17 protein-coding genes are annotated in these 22,784 nt (G+C 43.3%); 11 read left to right on the top strand and 6 right to left on the bottom strand.

The features are described from left to right. The first annotated feature begins 102 nt into the window (after positions 1–102). Entirely contained in the window at positions 103–2,706 is a 2,604-nt protein-coding gene (locus tag EOD41_RS18300) for a DUF3857 domain-containing protein (protein WP_127707661.1), read from the top strand. Here the strand turns inward: EOD41_RS18300 and EOD41_RS18295 are convergent. Further along, positions 2,693–3,388: a class I SAM-dependent methyltransferase gene (locus tag EOD41_RS18295; protein WP_127707659.1), complete on the bottom strand. Its 696-nt coding sequence runs from the start codon at positions 3,386–3,388 to the stop codon at positions 2,693–2,695. The two genes, EOD41_RS18300 and EOD41_RS18295, sit on opposite strands and share 14 nt — an antisense overlap. 44 nt (positions 3,389–3,432) lie before the next feature. Here EOD41_RS18295 and EOD41_RS18290 point away from each other — a divergent pair, with 44 nt between their 5' ends. Then, positions 3,433–4,137, top strand: coding sequence for a DUF92 domain-containing protein (locus EOD41_RS18290; protein WP_127707657.1), 705 nt, complete (start codon positions 3,433–3,435; stop codon positions 4,135–4,137). A 48-nt stretch (positions 4,138–4,185) separates the two neighbouring features. Here EOD41_RS18290 and EOD41_RS18285 read toward each other — a convergent pair whose 3' ends face one another. Next, complete coding sequence (locus EOD41_RS18285) at positions 4,186–5,184, bottom strand: chitinase (RefSeq protein ID WP_127707655.1); 999 nt, start codon at positions 5,182–5,184, stop codon at positions 4,186–4,188. An 86-nt stretch (positions 5,185–5,270) separates the two neighbouring features. On the opposite strand from EOD41_RS18285, the gene EOD41_RS18280 reads away from it, so the two are divergent. The 3 genes from EOD41_RS18280 (at position 5,271) to EOD41_RS18270 (ending at position 6,391) form a co-directional block, all read left to right on the top strand. Beyond that, positions 5,271–5,819 (top strand): cob(I)yrinic acid a,c-diamide adenosyltransferase, encoded by a 549-nt coding sequence (locus tag EOD41_RS18280; protein ID WP_127707653.1) that lies wholly within the window; start codon positions 5,271–5,273, stop codon positions 5,817–5,819. 86 nt (positions 5,820–5,905) lie between these two features. Continuing rightward, positions 5,906–6,127 carry a DUF2795 domain-containing protein gene (locus EOD41_RS18275; RefSeq protein WP_002996718.1) on the top strand — a complete coding sequence of 74 codons (222 nt, stop codon included), beginning with the start codon at positions 5,906–5,908 and terminating at the stop codon, positions 6,125–6,127. A 117-nt stretch (positions 6,128–6,244) separates the two neighbouring features. Next, a complete protein-coding gene (locus EOD41_RS18270) occupies positions 6,245–6,391 on the top strand; it encodes a lmo0937 family membrane protein (protein WP_127707651.1) in 147 nt (48 codons plus the stop codon). Positions 6,392–6,420: 29 nt separating this feature from the next. Here the strand turns inward: EOD41_RS18270 and EOD41_RS18265 are convergent, their stop codons facing one another. Both EOD41_RS18265 and queA read right to left on the bottom strand, forming a co-directional pair. Then, a complete protein-coding gene (locus EOD41_RS18265) occupies positions 6,421–7,131 on the bottom strand; it encodes a 2-C-methyl-D-erythritol 4-phosphate cytidylyltransferase (protein WP_127707649.1) in 711 nt (236 codons plus the stop codon). 210 nt (positions 7,132–7,341) lie between these two features. Beyond that, on the bottom strand, positions 7,342–8,391 hold the full coding sequence (gene queA, locus EOD41_RS18260) for a tRNA preQ1(34) S-adenosylmethionine ribosyltransferase-isomerase QueA (protein ID WP_127707647.1): 1,050 nt from the start codon (positions 8,389–8,391) through the stop codon (positions 7,342–7,344). 158 nt (positions 8,392–8,549) lie between these two features. Between queA and EOD41_RS18255 the strand changes: the two genes are divergently transcribed. Together EOD41_RS18255 and EOD41_RS18250 are read left to right on the top strand one after the other, a co-directional pair. Then, positions 8,550–9,797 carry an ABC transporter permease gene (locus EOD41_RS18255; RefSeq protein ID WP_127707645.1) on the top strand — a complete coding sequence of 416 codons (1,248 nt, stop codon included), beginning with the start codon at positions 8,550–8,552 and terminating at the stop codon, positions 9,795–9,797. Positions 9,798–9,810: 13 nt separating this feature from the next. Next, the gene (locus EOD41_RS18250) at positions 9,811–10,329 is read left to right on the top strand and encodes a DUF3347 domain-containing protein (protein ID WP_164849981.1); all 519 of its coding nucleotides are present in this window, start codon (positions 9,811–9,813) and stop codon (positions 10,327–10,329) included. Positions 10,330–10,332: 3 nt separating this feature from the next. Here EOD41_RS18250 and EOD41_RS18245 read toward each other — a convergent pair whose 3' ends face one another. Next, the gene (locus EOD41_RS18245) at positions 10,333–13,590 is read right to left on the bottom strand and encodes a PAS domain S-box protein (RefSeq protein ID WP_127707641.1); all 3,258 of its coding nucleotides are present in this window, start codon (positions 13,588–13,590) and stop codon (positions 10,333–10,335) included. Between the two features lie 153 nt (positions 13,591–13,743). Between EOD41_RS18245 and EOD41_RS18240 the strand changes: the two genes are divergently transcribed. Both EOD41_RS18240 and EOD41_RS18235 read left to right on the top strand, forming a co-directional pair. After that, the gene (locus EOD41_RS18240; RefSeq protein ID WP_127707639.1) at positions 13,744–15,030 is read left to right on the top strand and encodes a citrate synthase; all 1,287 of its coding nucleotides are present in this window, start codon (positions 13,744–13,746) and stop codon (positions 15,028–15,030) included. 65 nt (positions 15,031–15,095) lie between these two features. Next, positions 15,096–16,223: an alpha/beta hydrolase gene (locus tag EOD41_RS18235; protein ID WP_127707637.1), complete on the top strand. Its 1,128-nt coding sequence runs from the start codon at positions 15,096–15,098 to the stop codon at positions 16,221–16,223. A 109-nt stretch (positions 16,224–16,332) separates the two neighbouring features. Here the strand turns inward: EOD41_RS18235 and EOD41_RS18230 are convergent, their stop codons facing one another. Beyond that, positions 16,333–19,572: an amidohydrolase family protein gene (locus EOD41_RS18230; protein ID WP_127707635.1), complete on the bottom strand. Its 3,240-nt coding sequence runs from the start codon at positions 19,570–19,572 to the stop codon at positions 16,333–16,335. Positions 19,573–19,644: 72 nt separating this feature from the next. On the opposite strand from EOD41_RS18230, the gene EOD41_RS18225 reads away from it, so the two are divergent. Together EOD41_RS18225 and EOD41_RS18220 are read left to right on the top strand one after the other, a co-directional pair. Further along, positions 19,645–21,540, top strand: a complete 1,896-nt coding sequence (locus tag EOD41_RS18225; RefSeq protein WP_127707633.1) for a RecQ family ATP-dependent DNA helicase — start codon at positions 19,645–19,647, stop codon at positions 21,538–21,540. A 535-nt stretch (positions 21,541–22,075) separates the two neighbouring features. Beyond that, the gene (locus tag EOD41_RS18220) at positions 22,076–22,681 is read left to right on the top strand and encodes a GIN domain-containing protein (RefSeq protein WP_127707631.1); all 606 of its coding nucleotides are present in this window, start codon (positions 22,076–22,078) and stop codon (positions 22,679–22,681) included. Positions 22,682–22,784: the final 103 nt, after the last annotated feature.

Genomic DNA, 22,784 nt, shown 5'->3' with positions numbered 1-22,784 from the left:
TATCCAGTTACCTTGCTTATCAGCCCGGTTTATGGATCATTATATAAATCTTCGTTGCAACAATTTAAAGTTTAGAAACTTTATTTAATTTCAACGACACAAATGAGAAAGTACCTAAACCCGATATTGAGCTGTAAAAATTGGCTTTTATTTATATCAATATTCGTATTTGCCCCCGCTTTTGCTGAGCCAGCTATACACGTATCGCCAAAGCCATCGTGGGTATTACCCTGTAATCCATATAACAAAAAGCCTTCATTAAGAACCATTCAAAACGGTTACTTTTTTGCGCTTGTTGAAGAGCAGATACATGTTGAGAATAAAGCTTCGTATAATCACGTTATCCGGGAAATTATTTCTGAAGCAGGTATACAAAACGGCTCACAAATCTCCATTGAATTTGAACCTTCTTTTGAGCGTATTGATTTTCATGAAATAACCGTTTGGCGAAACGGCAAGCCTTTGAACCGTCTTAAGCATTCAGCATTTAAAGTATTGGCCAATGAAAACGAATTATTAAGTTTTATATACAAAGGCAGTTACTCGGCTTTGTATGTGCTTGATGACATCAGAAAAGGCGACCGTATCGAATATTCATACACTATCACTGGAGCCAACCCTATTTTTAACAACAAATTTTCACGGTTTATTTATTTACAGGGATATCAAACCATTGCTCATGAGTTTATCTCTTTAATATATTCAGATAAACGACCATTACGTTTAAAGTATTTTAATACAACAACAAAGCCTGTGCAAACAGATAAAAATGGCTTAAAAGTTTACACTTGGGAAAGCTTTATGGTGCCGGGAGGGAAGGATGCAGAATCACAGCCCGGCTGGTTTAACAACTTCGCTTATGTGCAGGCAACTGATTACAGCAGTTGGAATGAAGTAGCCGAATGGGCGCTGAAGATCAATCCGGTAAGTACAAAATTTAAAGGAGAATTGCAGCAGGAGGTTTCAAAGCTTAAGGCTGATGCAGGGAATGACAAGGAAAAGTATTTCAGAAATGCAGTGACAATAGTACAGGACGAGGTTCGGTATATGGGTATTGAAATAGGCGAGTATTCGCATCGCGCTAATGATCCTTCAAAAGTATTTGCTCAACGTTATGGTGATTGTAAAGATAAGTCGCTGTTATTGGTTTCACTATTAAAAGCCGGCGGTATTGATGCTTCGATGGCTTTGATAAATACGGTGCAAAAAGACAGGGTACAAAATTTTTTACCTGCTCATAACATATTTAACCATGCGGTTGTAGTAGCCAACATTAATGGTAAAACAATATGGGTTGACCCCACTATATCATACCAACGCGGCAAAGGTACCGATATTTATTTCCCCGAGTACAAAAAAGGACTTGTATTGAAACCGGGAACTATAGGATTAACCGTGATACAGCCTTCAAAAAAAGGCACTTTGAAATGTATCGAAACATACACTATTACCGCAGAGAACCGGCCTGTTGAATTAAGTGTTACCAGTATTTACAAATCAAACCGTGCCGATTATATACGCGAGCAACTGGCATCCACAGGGATGGCCGAAACTGAAAAGAATTATCTGGATTATTATTCAAAGCTGTATCCTAAAATAGAGTCGGCAGATTCTGTAACGGTAACAGATGATGTTGAGAATAATATTATTACAGTAAACGAGCATTATCGAATTGAAGATTTCTTAAAGGAAGACAGTTCCACTCATAAGTATTCGGCAAGTTTTTTTGCAAATTATATAAATGAGCAGTTGCCTTCAATAAGTCCTAAAACTAACACACCGGTTGGCGTTAATTATCCCTTTAATATTGATTACAACATACGTATAATATTAAATGGAGGCTGGAGTGTTGAGGAAGAAAAAAAGGAAATAAAAAGGGCTGATTATGAATTTGCCTCACGTACTGAAACATCAGGCGATACGCTTAATTTGAATTATTACTTCGCTTATCTTTCAGACCATGTGCCTGTAAACAAATTGGATGAGTTTAGGAAAGATATTAAAAAGTTGAATGATAAGCTGCTTGCTTATTCTTTTGTTTATACACCGGATGGAGTTCCAGTATCAGCCGAGGCCAATATATGGATGATAGTAGGGGCATTGCTTTTTATGCTGATATTAGCAGTTATAGCATTAAAAATATATACCCGTGAAACTCCGGGTATTATATTAGAATGGGGAATGCACTTTACACCTATTGGCGGCTGGCTTATTTTAATTGCTTTAGGATTGATATTAACACCTGTTATTACTGTTTACCACTTGCTAAACGAAGATTACTTTAAACTAAGTACCTGGAATAATTATGCAGCTACCGCGTACGATGCTAGGTATAAAGTAACATTGGTTTATGAGGTACTGGCAAACGTACTTATTTTCAGTTATTCCATATTTTGCCTGGTTATGCTGTTAACCCGCCGGGATATTTTGCCATCCTATATTAAAGGGTACTTTATTGTCGTAGTAGTAATAAATCTTGCCGATTATATATTTATTTCCGGTTTACATAATGATGCAATTTCATCAACCGCATTAACCGCCTTAATTAAAAGCATTATAATAGGGAGTATATGGCTGCTATATTTTACGAGGTCGGTGAGGGTGAAAGAAACTTTTATTATACCTTATCCACTTACTAATTATAGATATGAGAATCCTGAAACTGATACAGCACAAAATGAAAGTGAAGAAGCTACAATGAATTAACTTGCATCAGCCGCACCAAATATTGCCCAAGCTCATCTTCAAGCAATACTTCGGTTGTCCAGCCTTCTTCACCGGCAATTTTTAGCAGCGTTTGCTTATCAATATATAGCCAGCTAAACCAGCCGCTTTTTTGGCGCTGATATTCGTATTCATACCATATTTCGCCATGATACCTGTCTTTGGGAAGACCATCTTCATACAGGTATGTCACGTCAGACGAGTCGAACAGCAATTGGCCGCCTTTGTTGAGCAACGTTTTTGCATGGCGTAAAAAGGCGCGCAGGTTTCGTAAAGATCCGGTGAGGCCAATACCGTTCATTAACAGCAGCAAGGTGTCATACTGTTGCGAATTGTATTTAAAAATATCAGTTTCAATAATGTTACTTACGCCACGCTCTTGCATTACTTTCGCAGCAAGTGGTGATATTTCAAGGGCGGTAACGTCAAAGCCTCTTTCCTGCAAAATAAGCGCATGGCTTCCGGCGCCTGCGCCAATGTCAAGCACTTTACCACGACATTCGTTTAGCGCCAGCCATTCCAGGTCGGGCATGTTATCTTCATCCCTGAAATAGGTTTTCACAGGCATCTCTTCTTTGGCGCCATACCGGTTGTGTATCCAAAGTTTGTGTTTTCTTTCATTATGCTGATAGTTGTAAATAGCCTGGCCTAAAATATCATTCATGTAACTGCAAAGGTATCAAATCAATTATCTTTGAGGCCATTGCTATGTCCCATTACCTTATTTTCATAATACTGATAGCAGGGATGCTTGGCGCTGTTATGGCCAGTAAGCTTACTATACCTGCCGCACTCACGGGCGGCGTAACAGGTTTTCTGGTTTACATCGGTGCAGGCTATGCGGGCATTTCTATTATGGCTGCATTCTTTGTAATAGGTTCGGCGGCTACATCCTTCAAAAAAGATATCAAACGCAAACTTAACGCTGATGAAAAGCATGAAGGAAGGCGTACCGCCGCTCAGGTGCTGGCTAACAGCGGTGTGCCAGCCATTTTCGGGTTGCTCAGCTTGTTTCTGTATCCTAAATATGAAACGCTGTTAAGTGTGATGATAGCTGCTTCGCTGGCCGCCGCCATGGGTGATACGCTATCATCAGAACTGGGAATGGTTTACGGGCGGCGGTTCTTCAATATCCTCACAATTAAACGTGATCAACCCGGGCTTGACGGTGTTATCAGCCTTGAAGGAACGCTGATAGGCACTGCGGGCAGTGCCATTGCTGCCGCTATTTATGCCATTGGGTTTGGATGGCATGTCGGTGTGTTTATCCTTATCACTATCGCGGGTACTACAGGCAATCTGGCCGATTCGGTTTTCGGTGCTGCGTTTGAGCGTAAGCATTATATCGGCAACAATTTGATTAACTTTTTGAATACGCTTGTTGCAGCGCTGGTGGCTTGGGGAATGTACTAAAAGTAAAAGCCCAGCATCCTTCGAATAATTTTAATTAATAGCTGCTTATCAATAAGCATATGCCACCATCTTTCCGCACGAGCAGGCGCAATTATCATCCTTGGCGCCAAGCATGGCTAAAAAGTGTCTGTAAAAGCCAATGCGGTCGAGCATGTTGGGGTTATCGTCGCCTTTGCCGCACTCAAGGGCGCCGTTTATGATGTTTATTGTATTGCCAAAGCCGGGTACACGGCCTTTTGCTTTATCATCAGCCGTAGGCTGCCAGTCGCCTGTAATGGCATCATGTGCCGATGGTTTGGGCGACTGCGGCGTCATCCAGAAATAAATAGCCGTTTTAAAGGCAATTACCGCGTTTTGCTCTATCAGTTCGGGTTTATTAAGCAGCACATCTTTATTGCCGAAAATACAATGCGATGCATAACCATAATTGCCGTTCCAGCTTAGCTGTAAGGGACCACGTCCGTAATATTTTTTGCCTGCAACTGCCGGGTATTCCTCATTCGGGTAAACATAAGCTTCTTCAGTTTTTTCCCGCCGAAGCATCAGCCCGTCGTTATACTTACCATTTTGACCAAGACGGGTTTCATGGGCAACCTGTGCAAAAAATGCCGCCAGTTCTTTTTTATTGGTTTGAATATCCTTTTCGGTACAAAACTTACCGAAATCGATATGATAAATACTGTCGGGCTTTGAGCGCGCCCAGTCTTCATTAAAACCTTCATCCTGACGGATAACCGTTTGCTTACCGGTTGTTTTATCTATCCGCACCATTTGCAGCGCCTGGTAAGCACGTTTGGTGATCTTGATTTTGATACTGCCGAGCTCCTGTGCAGCCTGTATAAAAGCGCTATAACTATAAAAAGTATCGCGTTGCGGAAAAAGCTCGTTGTATTTTGCTTCGCTTAATATGCTTTTTAGGGCAGCAAAGGCAGGTTTACCCGATACATTGTTATTGGCTTTTTGTGTATTGCCACAGCTTAAAGCAGCCAGCATAACAGCAGTAAGGGCGGTAATGGTTAACTTAATTGAGAGCATTGCCGGTTTCATAAACAATTGCTAAGTTGTGCTAAATGTAAATAATTACGTAAAGGTTATATAATAACAGTTTGTTATTTGTTTAATTGCATCGTAAAATGAAGATATATACAAAAACAGGCGATAAGGGTTATACCTCGTTAATAGGCGGTACGCGCGTGCCTAAATACCATTTGCGTATTGAAAGTTATGGTACTGTTGACGAACTGAACTCATACATCGGCCTGATACGCGATCAGCCTGAGGCCGCGGCCTATCGCGACATACTAAAACATATACAGGACAGGCTGTTCACAATAGGGGCATCACTTGCTGCTGATCCGGAAAAGTCGAAAATGGTGATTCCCGACCTTCATACGGCAGATATTGAGTTATTGGAAAGTGAAATGGATGCCATGAACAGCTACCTTCCCGAACTGAAGCATTTTATTTTACCCGGCGGAAGTACCGCTATTTCATATTGCCATGTGGCACGCTGCGTTTGCCGCCGGGCCGAACGGATAGTTGTTCATCTGGCCGAAGAAAGTATGGTTGACGAAAAAGTTATCATTTATTTAAACCGCCTAAGCGATTACCTGTTTATGCTGGCGCGGAAGCTGGCTGCTGATGGGCAAATACCAGAAAATGAGTGGCTGCCACGCTTGTGAAAATGTGAAAAAAAATATTGATATTCCGCTTTTAAATATTATACTTTTGCGAAACTTTAAAATCAACGATTAAATCAGTTTAAAATATGTATTGGACACTCGAATTAGCATCGCACCTTGAAGATGCACCATGGCCGGCAACTAAAGATGAGTTAATTGATTACGCAATACGTTCGGGAGCACCCGTTGAAGTAATTGAAAACCTGCAGGCATTGGAAGATGATGGCGAGCCGTATGAAAATATTGAAGAAATATGGCCTGATTACCCTACAAAAGACGATTTCTTTTTTAACGAGGACGAATATTAAGCCATACTTATATTGCAGTAAATCTTTATTGTAATATTTCTTTTTCAAAACGACAGAACCTTTTGGAATGATTTTAGTTGTATTATCAGAAACATTCAACAACTAAAACTTTGCAACATGAGAGGTTTATTGTACATCATCGCTGTCATCCTTGTTATAGGATGGATATTCGGATTTTTCTTTAACCATGCAGGAAATCTGATTCACGTTTTATTAGTAATTGCCATTATAGCTTTGCTGTTAGGCGTAATAAGACGAGCGTAAATTTACTTACGAAACACAAAAGCCATCTGCTATGCGGATGGCTTTTTGTTTAATAGAAGTTCGGCTATTGCAATATCTTCAGGATAAGTAATTTTAAGATTGGTGTAACTTCCTTCAATAAGATTAATGTTAAAGCCGGCCCTTTCAACTACACTGGCATCATCAGTAAAGTCGTCGCTAAATGGCTGACGGTACGCCTCATGCAGTTGAGAAGCTTTAAACGTTTGCGGCGTTTGCACCAGGTAAATCTCACTTCTTACCAAGGCGGTTGAAATGTCATCCTTTAACTGCCTTACCGAATCACGGCTTTGTACAGCTACAACAGCATTGCCATTTTCTGCAGCATAAGTATAAGCTTCATCAATTATTTTTTTACCGGTGAGAGGTCTGACAGCGTCGTGCACGGCTATAATGGCTTCGGTATCAGCAATGGTGTCAAGGCCGTTTTTTACCGATTGAAAGCGGCTGTTGCCACCTTCAACAAGTTTGTGAGGTATCTTGAAAGAATATTCTTTACACAGATTTCGCCAGTAATCATGAAAATCTGGGTGTAATACAAGTATGATCTCCGGTGAATATGCCGAACCATAAAAAGTTTCAATAGTATAAAACAATAGCGGCCGGCCGTTAAGCAATATGAATTGCTTTAACAAAGGCGACTGCATACGCGTGCCCGTGCCTCCGGCAACTATTATGGCTTTAGCTGAGATTTGAGATGTTAGATTTAAGATTTGAGACATATACTACTGTTGCAATACAGGTTAAAGATGAGAAATATGTTGGAGAATATACATATTAACTGTCGCGTCATTGCTGTAAAGGTTAACTAATTCTGTTACCGAATTAGCTAATCTTTACAGCAATGACGGCTTTTTGATAATATTTGTTAAACAAAAAAAGAGATGCAAGTAATCTTACATCTCTTATTAAATATCTTAAATCTAAAAAACTTAGATGATCAGCATGGCGTCGCCGTAGCTATAGAAACGGTATTTTTCTTTTACGGCTACTTCATAGGCGTTCATTACATGTTCGTAACCGCCAAATGCGCATATCATCATCAGCAGGGTCGACTCAGGGGTGTGGAAATTGGTTACCATTGAGTTAGCGATGCTGAAATCATACGGCGGGAAGATGAACTTGCTGGTCCAGTCGTTAGCGGCTTTCAGTGTTTTATTAGCTGATACTGCCGACTCGATAGTACGCATACTTGTTGTGCCTACCGCGCAAATGCGGCTTTTACGCTCAATGCCACGGTTAACAATGTCAGCTTGTTTTTGCTCGATGATGAATTGCTCCGAATCCATTTTATGTTTGGTAAGGTCTTCAACCTCAACCGGGCGGAAAGTACCTAAACCAACGTGCAGCGTTACCTCAGCAAACTCTACACCTTTAAGTTCAAGGCGTTTCATCAGCTCGCGGCTAAAGTGCAAACCAGCGGTAGGAGCAGCCACTGCGCCCTCGTGTTTTGCAAAAATGGTTTGGTAGCGTTCTTTATCTTCGGCGGTAGCTTTGCGCTTAATGTATTTTGGAAGCGGGGTTTCACCCAATATCTCAACATTGCGGCGGAATTCCTCGTCGGTACCGTCGAACAAGAAACGAATGGTACGGCCACGTGAGGTAGTGTTGTCAACCACTTCGGCAATCAGCAGATCATCATCACCAAAATATAGTTTATTGCCAACGCGTATTTTACGTGCCGGGTCAACCAAAACGTCCCACAGGCGAAGTTCTTTATTGAGTTCCCTTAACAGGAAAACCTCAATGGTGGCGCCGGTTTTTTCTTTATTGCCATACAAACGCGCCGGGAATACTTTGGTGTTATTCAGGATCATTACATCCTTATCGTCGAAATAATCGAGTATATTTTTGAATATTTTATGCTCAATTTTGCCGGTATCGCGGTGCAGTACCATTAAGCGCGACTCATCCCTTGTTTCAGAAGGAGTGTGTGCGATTAACGATTCGGGCAAATTGAATTTAAACTGCGATAATTTCATATTTTTTTATATGGGATTTTTAGGGCGCAAATGTATGAAAAATTATTAGTATTATTTAACACTTTTACAGCGGGTTTGTGTTTGCCCTTGTCATATTAATTTTTTATAATGTGTAACCAAAACAGTATGCCGGTGTCTAAAAAAAGTAATCACAGCGTATGATCTTTTTAAAACTACTTCGCGAAAGCTTCCTGTTCGCTTACGATGCCATTATACAAAACAAGCTGCGCACACTGCTTTCATTGCTTGGCGTAACCATTGGTATATTCACCATTATACTTGTTTTTTCGGCTGTTGATACCTTCAGGGGCAATCTGCAAAAAAGTGTTGATAAGCTGGGTAACAATAGTATATACATACAAAAATGGCCATGGCTTTTCTCTGATGACTACCCGTGGTGGAAATATTACCAGCGCCCTATACCGGCAATACGTGAGCAGAAATTGTTGCAGGAACGCAGCCAAACCGCTGCTGCTATTTCGTTTGAAATGTTTGTTGACAGGCGTAAGGTAAAATACCAAAGCAACACTATTGATGGTGTTGTGTTATACGCGGTTTCGCACGAGCATGCCCAAACCTGGAATTACGAGTATGCCGACGGACGATATTTTACCGACGTTGAATCGCGCACGGGCGCGCCGGTGGCTGTTATTGGGTATGACATTGCTGATCACTTATTCCCTGCGGGGGATGCCGTTGGCAAGCGCATAAAAATAATGGGCCGTAATGTTATGGTGGTAGGAGTGTTTGCTAAAGAGGGCGAGGATTTGCTCGATATATCGTCAGACAAGCAGATACTGCTGCCATTAAACTTTGTGCGCAATATTGTGGATATAAAAGGCGAGCGTTACCAACAGCAAATTGTAGTAAAAGGTAAGCCGGGCATCAGCGAGGCAGAAGTTGAAAGCGAACTGCGCGGACTAATGCGTTCGATACGACGTTTGCGCCCGGGCCAGGAGGATAACTTCTCGCTTAACAAAACCACCCTGGTGACTAATCAACTCGATCAACTGTTTACGGTTATTAACGCAGCCGGATTTTTTATTGGTATATTTTCCATACTGGTAGGCGGGTTTGGTATCGCTAACATCATGTTCGTGTCTGTGAAAGAACGTACCAATATCATCGGCATTCAGAAATCGCTTGGCGCTAAAAATTATTTTATACTGATACAGTTTTTGATAGAGGCCATTGTACTTTGCGTGCTGGGAGGCATATTGGGATTGTTTTTTGTATACTTGTGCACTCTGGCTATTAAAGGCATTGCCGATGTTGAGATAGTGCTCGGCTTAAACAATATCCTGATTGGCGTTGTTTCATCAGCGTTAATTGGTGTAATTTCGGGTATAATACCGGCTTGGTTTGCAGCAAGGCTTAACCCGGTTGATGCCATACGGTCAAACTAATACAAGTGCAATTATGAGAAAGATATTTATTACCGCTGCCTGCATGGCAATGTTTATGGCATCGGCCTGTAACAATGAGGCAAAAAAACAGGATAGCAAAGTTAGCGATACCACGCAACAAGCCGACGCCACCGTGCCCGACAGCCAAAATGTAAACAAGGTACTTTCCTCATACATCGCTCTAAAGAACGAACTTGTAAAATCGGATGCTGAAGCCGGTAAAAAAGCCGCTGCCGCCCTTGAAGATGAACTGATAGAAGTAAAGGGATGCGCTGAAGCGGCAAGCATGGCCCGTGAAATAGCTTCGGCGGGCAGTATTGAAGATCAGCGCAAAGCGTTTTTAACCCTTAGCAAAGACATTATTCCACTTGCAAAAGGTATAAAAACCGGGCAAACCACCTATGTTAGCTATTGTCCTATGGCTAACGACGGCAAAGGCGGCTACTGGCTATCTGAAATAAAAGAGATCAAAAACCCTTACTACGGTGATGCCATGCTGGAGTGCGGCACGGTTAAAGAAGTTATCCAATAATTCTTATTGCTGCTGACCCATTCTTTCCCGGTGTTTTGACACCTTCTCAAACAAGGTTTCGGGTAAAAACGGTTTGGTCAGAAAATCGGCAATACCGGCCTCAAACGCCTTGTTAAAGGTTTCGGGCATGGCGTCGGCGGTTAAAGCTATTACCGGGATATTCGGATGTATTTTTTTGATGATACGGGTAGCTTCAAAACCATCCATTACAGGCATTTGCAGGTCCATAATAATGAGGTCGTAATTGGTATTCTCGGCCATATCAACCGCCAGTTTTCCGTTTAGGGCTTCGTCAACCTGGGCGTGCCATTTTTTCAAAAACTTTGAGGCAATCAGCAGGTTCATGCGGTTATCATCAACTACCAGTACACGCATGCCCTTTAAGTCCTGAGATATATTATTCGCTATTTGTATAGATTCAGGTGTTTTTTCATGTTTACCCGGCAGCTCAAATTGGATAGTAAACGTAAAGCGGGTGCCTTTATTTACCTCACTGCTTACCCTTATAGTGCTTTGATGCAGTTCGATCAAACGTTTGGTTATAGCAAGTCCGAGGCCGGTACCGCCGTAATCGCCTGAGGTTTGTGTTTCCTGGATGAACGGGTCGAAAATAACATTTAAGTTTTCAGGAGCTATACCTATGCCGGTATCTGTAACACTAAAGGCTATATCAACATGAGTGTCAGTTTCTGCAGCTTTATCAATATTGATAAACACACCGCCAATATGCGTGAATTTTACAGCATTGCTAATCAGATTGTTCAGTATCTGGCTTAAACGGCCCTGGTCGGCAAGTATATACTCGGGTAAAGTACTATCAGCAATAAGTTTCAGGTCGATACCTTTTTCCTTCGCTCTTAACGTAAACGACTGCCAGATCCTTTGCGTTAATTGTTGCAGGTTTACCGGTGCGCGGTTAAGCTCTAATTTGCCGGCTTCTATTTTATTATAGTCAAGTATGTCGTTGATAATGGCCAGCAGGTTTTCGCCCGAAAATTTTAACGTATTGAGATATTCCAACTGCTCCGGTTTAGGGCTATCAGTTAAAAGCAGGTTGGTGGCGCCGATAACAGCGTTCATTGGAGTACGGATCTCATGGCTCATAGTTGAGAGGAACTCCGACTTGAATTTTGATGAACGCTCGGCGTCCTCTTTGGCAGATATAAGCTCCTGTGTTGCCTTTTGCTGATCTGTGATATCTTCACCAATGGCTGTAATTTCTTTTATATCTCCTAATTCGTTATAGGTAACTGTGTTTTGCCAACTGATAATGCGTTGTTCGCCATCGCGGCAAATTACCGGGTTAATAAAGTGCGCTTTCGCATTACTTGTAGCTATCCAGCTTTTCAGATGTTCACGTAAATTATCAGGAATAAAACTATCTATCCAGTTACGGCCAATTATTTCGTGCTGTTCATGTCCTAAAAGGTCGGCCAAAAACCGGTTGCAAAAAATAACTGCGCCGCTGCTGTCAACAGTAACGGCAGCCAGTTTTACCGTTTCAAGCACCAAACGGTATTTATTTTCACTGCGTTTGAATTCTATCTCAGCATTTTTCCGTTCGGTTATATCCTGTATAGTGCCTATTATCTTGCGCAGGTTACCATCGCGCAGTAAAAGCTTCCCTACTATAATACTAAGGTGTTTAACCTTGCCCGATGGGGTGATAATGCGGTATTCATAAGAGGTATCAGTAGCGCTTGCCGGGCTTTTCAAAAGTTTTTTAACAATGTACTTGTCATCAGGATGAACGTGTTTTAAAATCGCTCTTGCATAGTAACGGGAAGCATTGACTGCTCTGCGCGATTCGTAAATATTATTCACCTCGTCTGACCATGTGGCCACCCTATTAGCGTTGATGCTCCAGTTACCTATTTTGGCAATGGTTTGCGCCTCTATCAGTTCAGCACGGTTTACCTTGGCCGATTTTTCGGAAAGCCTAATCTCGGTAATGTCCTGTATTACGCCTGATATTCTTTTGAAATTGCCACGCTCATCATACACAATATCGCCCCGCACAACTTTCATGTATTTCAGATTGCCTTTTGGGGTTATAATCTTATGCTCAAATGTTTTTATGCTACTGGTAACAATGTCGGCAAAAAAGGCTTTAGCGCTTTCCAGATCATCAGGATGTACCAGGTTTATATAAACACTAAACTTGTCGGCATTGTCGGGCATATGATGCATTTCAAGCAGCTTGAACAGGTTGCCCGACCAGTAATTTTGCTTAGTTTCATTATCAAACCACCAGTTACCCAATTTGGCTATGGCATGCGCTTCAAGTAACAGAGCCTCGTTATCTTTTAAGGCTTGTTCATATTTTTTCTGACCGGAAATATCGGTGATAGCTACTGAAATACGCGACGTGTAATTACCTTCCCTGTCAATTACAGGCATTAGTTTAGCCATAAACCACTTGTCGTACCCAAACACCGAACGAAACTCAAGTGATGTGCCTTTTTTGTGCTGCAATACATAGTCGACTGCATTGCCAAAGGGAAGCGCCTTTTCGTAGCCGATAATCTCATCCAAAGGTCGCATCAGCAGGTCGCGTGGGTTAAAGTGAAGGGGTAATTGCTCATTAAACCATACGTTGAGGATGTTCTTTTGCTCGTCTACTTCAAAAACAATATCGTTTATCGAGTTAATAAGCGCATGTAACTGGTTACGGCTTTCACGAAGTTTCTGCTGATTTTGTACAAGGCTTTGATTAAGCTGGGTAAGGCGGTTAACCGCTTTTTTAAATTTATAATGCAAATTGCGGCGGATAACGTATGCAACGCAGCAGATAGTTGCAAAAGCAAGCTGTAATAAAGTAAATGTTACAATGCCAATTTGCGGATCAGGCGAGTAAAAATAAGCTATAAAAACAGCCGCTGTGTTGAGTATGATAAGACCTGCAAACTCCCTTCGCCTTTTGCACAATAATGCCAGCCCCATAAATATGATAAGCGAGCTGAACATATAAACCCTTGCAAAGTTGTTTTCGCTCAAAAGAATGCCGTTGTTGGTAGCAATCATCGCAATCATGGTTAGGTATAAGCTAACGCGATAATAAAGGCGATTTGGTATGAAAGACAGCGCCAGCGTTATCAGGCATAATATGCTGTTGGCGGCACGCAGATAGAATGGATCAAACAAATTATCGGCACAAAGATAATGGAGTACCGGGCCGGCGGCGCACATGGCGATAAGCAGCAGGCGGTAAACGCTGCCATCGTTATAAAGCAGTGCTGTAAGTCTGTTCTTTATGTGCATGCCAGGCAGTTCAGGGGTCGTTGTCAGTTAATAACAGGTATCGGCACTCATCATAATTACAATATCACAATTTAGATAAAAATTATAATACAATGCCATTAAGGCGATAATAATACGCAGATTTATTTACATTTGCTGCAATACACTATTTATATGTCCGACACAGCTAAACTGACTATAGGCGATAAAACATATGATCTTCCGGTGATTACAGGCACCGAAGGAGAGAAGGCTATTGATATTTCTAAACTACGCGATGAAAGCGGCCATGTAACCCTTGATATTGGCTACAAAAACACCGGCGCCACCAAAAGCGCTATTACTTTTTTAGATGGCGAACAAGGTATTTTACGGTACCGCGGCTATTCAATTGAAGAGCTTGCCGAAAAATCAACCTTTATAGAAGTAGCTTACCTGCTTATTTACGGTGAATTGCCTACAGCACAACAGCTTGAAGACTTTCAGTATGAACTGAGCCACCACACGCTGGTGCACGAGGATATGAAGAAGTTTTTCGACGGATTTCCGCAGCGTTCGCACCCTATGGGGCAGCTGTCATCGTCGGTTTGCGCGTTGTCGGCTTTTTATCCTGAATCACTTAAAACAAACCAAACACCTGAGGAGATCAACCTCAGCATTATAAAAACGCTGGCTAAAATGCCAACGCTGGTATCATGGATATACAAACGCTCGCTGGGTCACCCGTATATCTATCCTAAAAACAAGTTTGATTACGTAACCAACTACCTGCACATGACCTTCGGGCAACGCACCGAAGATGTGGATATAGACCCGGTTATTGTTAGTGCCATGAACAAGTTGCTGATACTGCATGCTGATCACGAGCAAAACTGCTCAACATCAACAGTGCGTATCGTTGGTTCTTCTGATTCAAACCTGTATGCCTCAGTTTCGGCAGGTATAGCTGCACTTTGGGGCCCGCTGCATGGTGGCGCTAACCAGGCGGTTATCGAGATGCTTGAAAAAATACAGCAGGATGGTGGCGATACCGACAAATGGATAGCCAAAGCTAAAGACAAGAACGATCCGTTCCGATTAATGGGCTTTGGTCACCGCGTGTACAAGAACTTTGATCCGCGTGCTAAGATCATAAAAAAAGCTTGCGACGATATTTTAGAGAAACTGGGTATTAATGATGAGGTACTTGAAATAGCCAAACAACTTGAGGAAGTTGCTTTGAAAGATCCTTACTTCGTTCAGCGCAAGCTTTATCCGAATGTGGATTTCTATTCAGGCATTATCTACCGCGCACTGGGTTTCCCGACAGATATGTTCACAGTACTGTTTGCATTAGGCCGTTTACCGGGATGGATTGCACAGTGGAAAGAAATGAAAGAAAACAAAGAACCTATCGGCCGTCCGCGCCAGATATACACTGGCGAAACACCACGCAGTTACGTGGATTTGGACAAACGATAACAAATTCTTTTTTATAAATTAAGCCGGGTGTTTTGCACCCGGCTTTTTCGTTTTAAACCGATTTTATGAAAAGAACAATACTTACATATCTTTTTGCTTTTTATTGTATAGCCACTATCGCCCAAGTAAAAGTGGTTTTTAAGATAGATAGCTATCACGCTGTAAAAGATAAGCCTGCGATGTATTTGGCCGGGGACTTTAACGGATGGAATCCTGCCGATAATGCCTGGAAGATGCAAGGTAGTAGCAGTGGGCCGGTATTGATTAAAAATATGCTTGCAGGGAAGATTAGTTTCAAAGTGACGCGCGGAAATTGGGACAAGGTTGAGTGCGATTCGACAGGAAAGGCTATAGTCAACCGCGAATATAACATCGTGCACGACACTACCATTGTTTTAAACGTAGCAGCCTGGCAGGATTACGCACCTGCACAAGAAGTTAAACGCACTGCCAGCGCCAACGTGCATATCATTAGCGAAAAGTTTGATATGCCGCAACTTGGCAGGCAGCGCCGGATATGGATTTACCTGCCGGCTGACTATGAAACATCGGAAAAAAAATATCCTGTGCTTTACATGAACGACGGACAAAATCTTTTTGACGAGGCTACCGGTAACTTTGGCGAATGGAGTGTTGACGAAACGCTGGACAAACTGCCTGTTAAAAAGCAATGTATTGTAGTGGGTATTGATAATGGCGGCAATGAACGCTTGGCCGAGTATAGTCCGTATCCGTCCAAATATGCAAAGGAAGCGCAGGGAGATAAGTACATTGAATTTTTAGTAAACACCCTGAAGCCTTATATCGATGCACACTATCGCACTAAAAAGGATGCCAGGCATACCGCCATAGCGGGCAGCTCAATGGGCGGACTGATTTCATTTTACGCAATACTAAAACATCCTGAAATATTCGGCAAGGCAGGTGTGTTCTCGCCTGCATTCTGGATAAATCCTGAAATATTTCAATACGCGCAGCAAACGTCTCTTAACAAAACATCAGCCTTTTATTTTACCTGCGGCGATCAGGAAGGCAGCACCATGACATCCGACATGCAGAAGATCTATGATATCATCAAACCAAAAAGCAAAACGGCTGCACAGTCGCCGGTTGTTGTTTTGAAAGGCGAGCGGCATAATGAAAAGCAGTGGCGCACGTCGTTCCCGGCATTTTATGAGTGGCTGAGTTGGTAATTCTTTTTCGTCATCCTGAGCGTAGCGAAGGATCTGTTCGCTGATAGATGCTTCGTACCTCAGCATGACAAATAAAGTTGTCTGTAGATAACCTTACACCTTCAACAACCTAATCACAATCCTGTGTAGTGTACTGATACGTTTCAGTAGTGTTTACCGGCAGGTTCAGCATATCGCCACCGCGTGTCATTTGCCACCAGAAACGCAGACGAGGCTTTTCACGGTTGCCTATTTCGTTCATTGATTCGGCATCATACAAACGACCATTTACCATCACATAACGCACACTTGCGGTATTGCGGATATCTTCCAGCGGGTTATCGTCTAATACAACAAGGTCGGCCAGTTTACCTGGTTCAAGCGAACCTATCTCTTTATCCATACCCAGGTAATTCGCTCCGTTAAGCGTGGCGCAGCGAAGTACCTGCAGCGGAGACATTCCGCCTTGTGCAAGCATCCACATTTCCCAGTGCGCACCAATGCCCTGTATCTGCCCGTGCGAACCCATGTTTACGCGCGTGCCGCCATCGGCTATGTATTTTACCGCTTTTGATACCTCAATATGGCCATAATCGCCATACTCAGAAGTTGTGCGCCTGCGTGATCGGGAATCGATAATAGAAGGCGGCGTTAAGCTCATCAGCCGGTCGTTCTTCCACACCTCAGTGCGGTCATACCAGTAGTTCTCGCCAAATTGTGTACCGTATGAAACAATCAGCGTAGGGGTATAGCCAACTTTGGTAGCGTTCCAAAGTGCTTTTACATCCTTGTAAACGGGCCATACGGGAATGTTATGCTCAATTCCGGTGTGTCCGTCAAGCAGCATGTTCATATTGGTGAAATAGGTTGATCCACCTTCGGGTACTACTTCCATACCCAGTTCGCGGGCGGCTTCAATTATCTGCTGACGTTGTTCGCGGCGTGGCTGGTTGTAGCTTTTTACTGAGAAGGCACCAACCGCCTTCAACCTGCGGAGGCTCGAACGCGCATCGTCAATACTGTTGATCACCGCTTTAAAATCGCCATCGGCGCCATACAAAATTGTTCCGGTTGAATACACCCTCGGACCAACCATATTGCCGGCCTTCAGCATTTCGCTTTGGCTGAATACCATTTCGGTATTGCTTGACGGATCGTGCGCGGTGGTTACACCATAAGCAAGGTTGGCGTAGTAATTCCAGTCCTGCTGCGGTGAAATACCATCCGGACTAACGCCTAAATGCGCATGCACATCAACTAATCCGGGTATAATAGTTTTTCCTGCCAGATCATACACCTTAGCATCCTCAGGAACTTGTACATCAGTCGACTTGCCCACGTTATATATCTTGTTGTTGATAACAACGACAGTACCTTTTTCAATCACTTCCTCACCCTTCATAGAAATAATACGCGCGTTGGTAAAAGCTATTTTGCCTTGCGGTGCATCAGTTTTAAGGCGCAGACCGATATCGGCAGTAGCGTTGGTATCAACAACCGGTGTTTTATCCGGAACGCCATCAGCGTATGGAAAAGCGGCTTTAATGTTGCGCACATAGTATTTGGGGCCAAGCGTCCACATCAGGTTCTGGCTGTCTTTGCTCCAATGCAGGTAGGTGCCCGCGTCGCGGGTAAGTTTGTTTAGGGGCAGTGCCTTGTTGCTTGCCGACAGATCCTGCGCCCCGCCGCTCATGGTCATCGGGGTGATGTAGCAGTTATACAGTTCTGTAAAGGCCATCCACTTGCCATCAGGACTTGGCGCAAATTGCGTAGCATAGGTAGACGTATAAAGCGTATGCTGATTAGCGCCGCTCAAATCGACAACTTTAAGAGCTTTTTTATCGCCTTCGCTGCTTTGATAAAATATCTTACTATCATCTGTCGAAAACTGCGGGCGGATACCATTGTCAATCACCATCCTCGGTGTGTCGCCATTTGCAGATATGGTATAAATACCAGGGTTAACGCCAAAAGCAAAGCCTGCGTTTTGGTTACCAACGCCTTTTCGATAAACTATCTGGTCGCCTTTGTTTGAAAACTTTGGCGAATAGTAAAAACCCTTATCAACCGTAAGCCTTGTTACCTGCTTGGTTGCAAGGTCTATTTTGTTTACTGATCCTTTAAGTTCGTCGGTCCAGTTAACATATACCAGGTAACGCCCGTCCGGACTGAAGTTCGGTTCGTATTCAAAGTCGGGTGTGGTAGTTATGCGTTCGGGTTTGCCGTTGGGCAGGTCTTTTATATAAATGTATCCGGCTGCATTAAAGGCCACTCGCTTGCCATCAGGCGAGGTGGTAAGCTGACGGATCATTTTCGCAGTAAACTCATCCTGGAACACGCGCTGATTAAAGTGCAATGATTCTGCAATCAATTGCTGCGAGTTTACTTCAAAAGGAATTTCTGTTGCGTTCAGGCTGTTTATATCCAGTTTCCATATTCCGCCTTTGGCATAAAAAATAATGTTCTTGCTGTCGGGAGTCCAGCCGAAATTCGGGTATACGCCGAAGATGGCCCATGTTTCCTGCTGATCGTGCGACAAGCCGTCATACACAGGCCATTCTTCGCCTGTTTCCAGGTTATGCAGGTATAGCACGCTCTTCAGCCTGATACGTTTTACGAAAGCCAGCAGCTTGCCGTCAGGTGATATCTGCGGTCGGCATGCACCACCACCGCCATCGGTTACGGTTTCAATATCGCCGGTTGTGCGGTTCAGCCGTTTTATGGCGTAAATGCCCGCGTATGGGTCTTTGTTGTATTCAAAGTAAGGGCCGGGCGTTACATCCTCGCTCCAGTAAACATACTTGCCATCGGGCGAAAAGATTGGTTCACCGGCATCCTGCTGGTCGTTTTTACGTTTGGTAAGCTGAATACCATCGCCGCCGGTTTTATAGTAAAGCCACATTTCGCCCGCGCCAAGCGAACGGCGGGCGGTAAAATGCTTACGGGCAACAAGGTACTCCCCATCAGGCGACCATGAGGCGTTGTTCAATAACCTGAAATTTTCTTTAGTGATAGCATGCTTATTATCACCATTACTGTTCATTATCCAGATGTTGTCGCCGCCATCCTTATCACTGGTGTAGGAGATGTATTTCCCATCGGGGCTAAAACGTGGCTGCACTTCCCAGGCACGTCCGCCGGCCAGTATGGTGGCGCGGCCGCCCTCAACAGGCAGGCTGTAAATATCGCCCAGTAGGTCGAAAACAATGGTTTTCCCGTCGGGACTAACATCAAGATTCATCCAGGTACCTTCGTCGGTAGTAATACTTACCTTTTTAGGTTGACCTACAATGTTTTCAATGTTCCATTTTTGCGCGAATACAGGGGCTGTGGAAAGAAGAGATATAATGAACAGGTAAACTTTTTTCATGCTTGAAACGATTACAGCGGCGAATTTAATTATATTGATGCACTTTAGCAGTTTTGCAATTGCCACATTTAAATGACAATCCACCGTATACTACAGCATTACTGGAAACACGATACCTTTCGTCCTTTACAGGAAGATATAATTAATTCGGTACTTGCCGGTAATGATACGCTGGCATTGCTGCCTACCGGTGGCGGTAAGTCAGTATGTTTCCAGGTGCCTGCCATTGCCATGGAAGGTATCTGTATTGTAATTTCGCCGCTTATCGCGTTAATGAAAGACCAGGTAGAGAACCTGAGGGAAAAGGGCATAGAGGCGGTGGCTATTGTGTCGGGTATGGGCAAGCGGGAAATCGATATCGCGCTGGATAACTGTATCTACGGCCCGGTGAAGTTCCTCTACCTGTCGCCCGAGCGACTGCTGAGCGAACTGGTGCGTGAGCGTATCGCTTACATGAAAGTGAATATGATAGCGGTTGACGAGGCGCACTGTATCTCGCAGTGGGGATATGATTTCCGGCCACCGTATCTGCATGTTGCCGACATAAGGGCCATTCACCCGAAAGTACCTGTACTGGCGCTTACCGCTACGGCTACCGCCGATGTAAAGGACGATATCCAGCAAAAGCTGCAATTTAAACCCGGGTCAAAGCTATTCCAGCAAAGTTTTGAGCGCCGTAATCTAAGCTATGTAGTGCAGCATACCGAAGATAAGTTCCGCAAGCTGCTGAGCGTTGCCAACGGCGTTAAAGGCAGCGGCATTGTGTATGTACGCAGCCGTAAAGAGACGGTTGAAATTGCGCGGTTTTATCAGCAGAATGGTATCAGCGCGGCTAATTATCACGCCGGTTTAACTATGGACGAGCGTACGGTAAGGCAGGACGAGTGGAAACAGGGCCGTACGCAGGTAATAGTAGCAACCAGCGCCTTTGGCATGGGCATAGATAAGCCTGATGTGCGTTTCGTAATACATAAAGATATACCCGAAAGCCTGGAAGCTTATTACCAGGAAGCGGGCAGGGCAGGGCGCGACGGGCAAAAGGCGTATGGCGTGTTGCTGTACAGTCCGGCCGACCGTGCCCGGCAGGAGCGTAAACTTACAAGCAGTTTTCCAACAGTTGATGAGATAAAACAGGTGTATCATCATCTGGCTAACCAGTTTCAGGTGGCTTATGGCGCCGGGGCAGGTTTAAGTTTTGATTTTGACATCAGCAGCTTTGCCGACCGCTTTAAGCTCGACATATTTAAAACGCTAAACGCGCTTAAATTTTTAGAACAGGATGAATATCTCTCGTTCAATGAGAGTGTTTTCCTGCCGTCGCGTTTCAGGTTTGAGGTGCTGAATGAAGAATTGTACGGTTTCCAGGTGGCTAACCCCGGGTGGGATGCCTTTATTAAAACGCTGCTACGATCGTATGGCGGGGCATTTGATAATTATGTCCGTGTAAAAGAATTTGAACTGGCACGTCGTACAGGCATGAGCGTGCAGCAGGTGATTGAAGGCCTAAAACAATTACAGGATTACAAGATTATCAGCTACCTGCAGCAAACCGATCAGCCGCAGGTTACCTACCTGAAACCACGTCTGCAGGCAAGTGAACTATATATCAATAAAGCATATATCGATGAGCGTCGAACTATTTACCGCACCAAGGTAGAAGCGGTGCTTGCGTATGCCACCCACCAGAAATGCCGCAGCCAGATGCTGCTTGCTTACTTTGACGAAGATAATGCCCGTAAATGCGGTATCTGTGATGTATGCCTTGAAGAGCGTCGTAATGAAGACAGGAAAGACATTATGGATGTTATTACAAACGACATTATGCAGGCGCTAAGCGGCAATACCATGAGTCTGGATGAACTGATATCGTCTCTGCAAAAAGGCAACGACAAGCAAAAGATAAACGCCATCCGTCAGTTGCTTGATTCGGGCAGGATAAAAGGGGATGGGGAGCGGTATTATTTGTAAAAAGCCATTGTTTGCTGATAAACGAAGTAATCTATTTAGTCATTGTGAGCGGGGCGTAAAAGATCTCATCATTAATCTCACCCCAAATCCCTCTCCACTGAAAGAGACTTAATTACCGGTCATGCCGAACTTGTTTCGGCATCTCATCTGCAATTCAAAACCTTACTTAGTGAGATCCCGAAACAAGTTTGGGATGATGTAGTACTACGTTTATGAAGCCATCCACTCAAAGGGCTAACTAATTATTTGATAAAATTTTTTCCTCCAAAATAAACGTTGCAACTCTTATGTATGCATAATAAATAATGTGCATTTCTGTGCAAAAATGTGGCTTTTTTGATTTAAATGTGAAAAGTGTAGTTTTTACACTATGGTATTTCGCCGATAAAAAACGGTAGTTCACCGAGGATTACACCCAATATGCCTAATTGAAGCTAATCCGCTGTAACGTTTGCTATTGTACCGCCGTCTTATTGGTGTAATTAAAAACAAAGAAATATTAAATAACACAATCACAATCAAAAATATAACAATCATGAAAACTACAATAATCACCCTTGCAACAATGTTAACATTAGGTTTAGGTACAGTAAATACCGTTAAAGCCGATGATAACAACGACAGCGCCGCTACCGTGTTAACCGATGTAAGCAACATTACTAAAATAGAGGTTCGCGGTAACGTTGAGCTGTATGTATCTGACGGCAGCGCCGATCAGGTTAAAGTTTACAACCGTTACTATGCAGAAAACGCAATGGTACAAAACAAAAACGGCGTACTGCGCATCGCATCATACACCAATAAAAAACTGGTAGTATGGGTAACCGCAAAAGACGTTCGTGCAATTGCAGCATATGACAACTCAACCGTTAAAAGCTTTGGTAAGCTTTCAGCTATCCAGCTTGACGTTGAATTGCACAACACAGCTGCCGCGAAACTGGATATTAACTCATACAGCGCTAACATAACTGTAGCTGACAACGCCAAAGCCGACCTTACCGGTAACGTTAACGAATATGCGCTTAACTACGGCCGTTCAACCAGCGTTAACTATGGCAACCTGGTAGCTTTTAACACTGCCCGCGTAGTACGCAGCAACGATGGTTATAAAGTAAGCAGTAACGAACTGGCTGTATTATAATTCACTCACTTTTGCAAAAGTCTATCATATATCCTGGGAAAGCCGTCGTTTTAAACATGATGGCTTTTCTTTTTAAAATGTGTAACTTCAATTAACTGATCAA

The organism is Mucilaginibacter limnophilus (assembly GCF_004005815.1).
Taxonomy (GTDB): domain Bacteria; phylum Bacteroidota; class Bacteroidia; order Sphingobacteriales; family Sphingobacteriaceae; genus Mucilaginibacter; species Mucilaginibacter limnophilus.
Note: the sequence above shows the minus strand (reverse complement) of the source record. Positions and strands in the feature narration are given on the sequence as shown.

Bases quoted from the DNA above. Each gene is read 5' to 3' on its own strand.
- EOD41_RS18255 (WP_127707645.1), top strand. From the start codon at position 8,550: ATGATCTTTTTAAAACTACTTCGCGAAAGCTTCCTGTTCGCTTACGAT.
- EOD41_RS18235 (WP_127707637.1), top strand. From the start codon at position 15,096: ATGAAAAGAACAATACTTACATATCTTTTTGCTTTTTATTGTATAGCC.
- EOD41_RS18245 (WP_127707641.1), bottom strand. From the start codon at position 13,590: ATGCACATAAAGAACAGACTTACAGCACTGCTTTATAACGATGGCAGC.
- EOD41_RS18285 (WP_127707655.1), bottom strand. From the start codon at position 5,184: ATGAAACCGGCAATGCTCTCAATTAAGTTAACCATTACCGCCCTTACT.
- EOD41_RS18270 (WP_127707651.1), top strand. From the start codon at position 6,245: ATGAGAGGTTTATTGTACATCATCGCTGTCATCCTTGTTATAGGATGG.
- EOD41_RS18230 (WP_127707635.1), bottom strand. From the start codon at position 19,572: ATGAAAAAAGTTTACCTGTTCATTATATCTCTTCTTTCCACAGCCCCT.
- EOD41_RS18290 (WP_127707657.1), top strand. From the start codon at position 3,433: ATGTCCCATTACCTTATTTTCATAATACTGATAGCAGGGATGCTTGGC.
- EOD41_RS18225 (WP_127707633.1), top strand. From the start codon at position 19,645: ATGACAATCCACCGTATACTACAGCATTACTGGAAACACGATACCTTT.
- EOD41_RS18250 (WP_164849981.1), top strand. From the start codon at position 9,811: ATGAGAAAGATATTTATTACCGCTGCCTGCATGGCAATGTTTATGGCA.
- queA (WP_127707647.1), bottom strand. From the start codon at position 8,391: ATGAAATTATCGCAGTTTAAATTCAATTTGCCCGAATCGTTAATCGCA.
- EOD41_RS18265 (WP_127707649.1), bottom strand. From the start codon at position 7,131: ATGTCTCAAATCTTAAATCTAACATCTCAAATCTCAGCTAAAGCCATA.
- EOD41_RS18280 (WP_127707653.1), top strand. From the start codon at position 5,271: ATGAAGATATATACAAAAACAGGCGATAAGGGTTATACCTCGTTAATA.
- EOD41_RS18220 (WP_127707631.1), top strand. From the start codon at position 22,076: ATGAAAACTACAATAATCACCCTTGCAACAATGTTAACATTAGGTTTA.
- EOD41_RS18295 (WP_127707659.1), bottom strand. From the start codon at position 3,388: ATGAATGATATTTTAGGCCAGGCTATTTACAACTATCAGCATAATGAA.
- EOD41_RS18300 (WP_127707661.1), top strand. From the start codon at position 103: ATGAGAAAGTACCTAAACCCGATATTGAGCTGTAAAAATTGGCTTTTA.
- EOD41_RS18275 (WP_002996718.1), top strand. From the start codon at position 5,906: ATGTATTGGACACTCGAATTAGCATCGCACCTTGAAGATGCACCATGG.
- EOD41_RS18240 (WP_127707639.1), top strand. From the start codon at position 13,744: ATGTCCGACACAGCTAAACTGACTATAGGCGATAAAACATATGATCTT.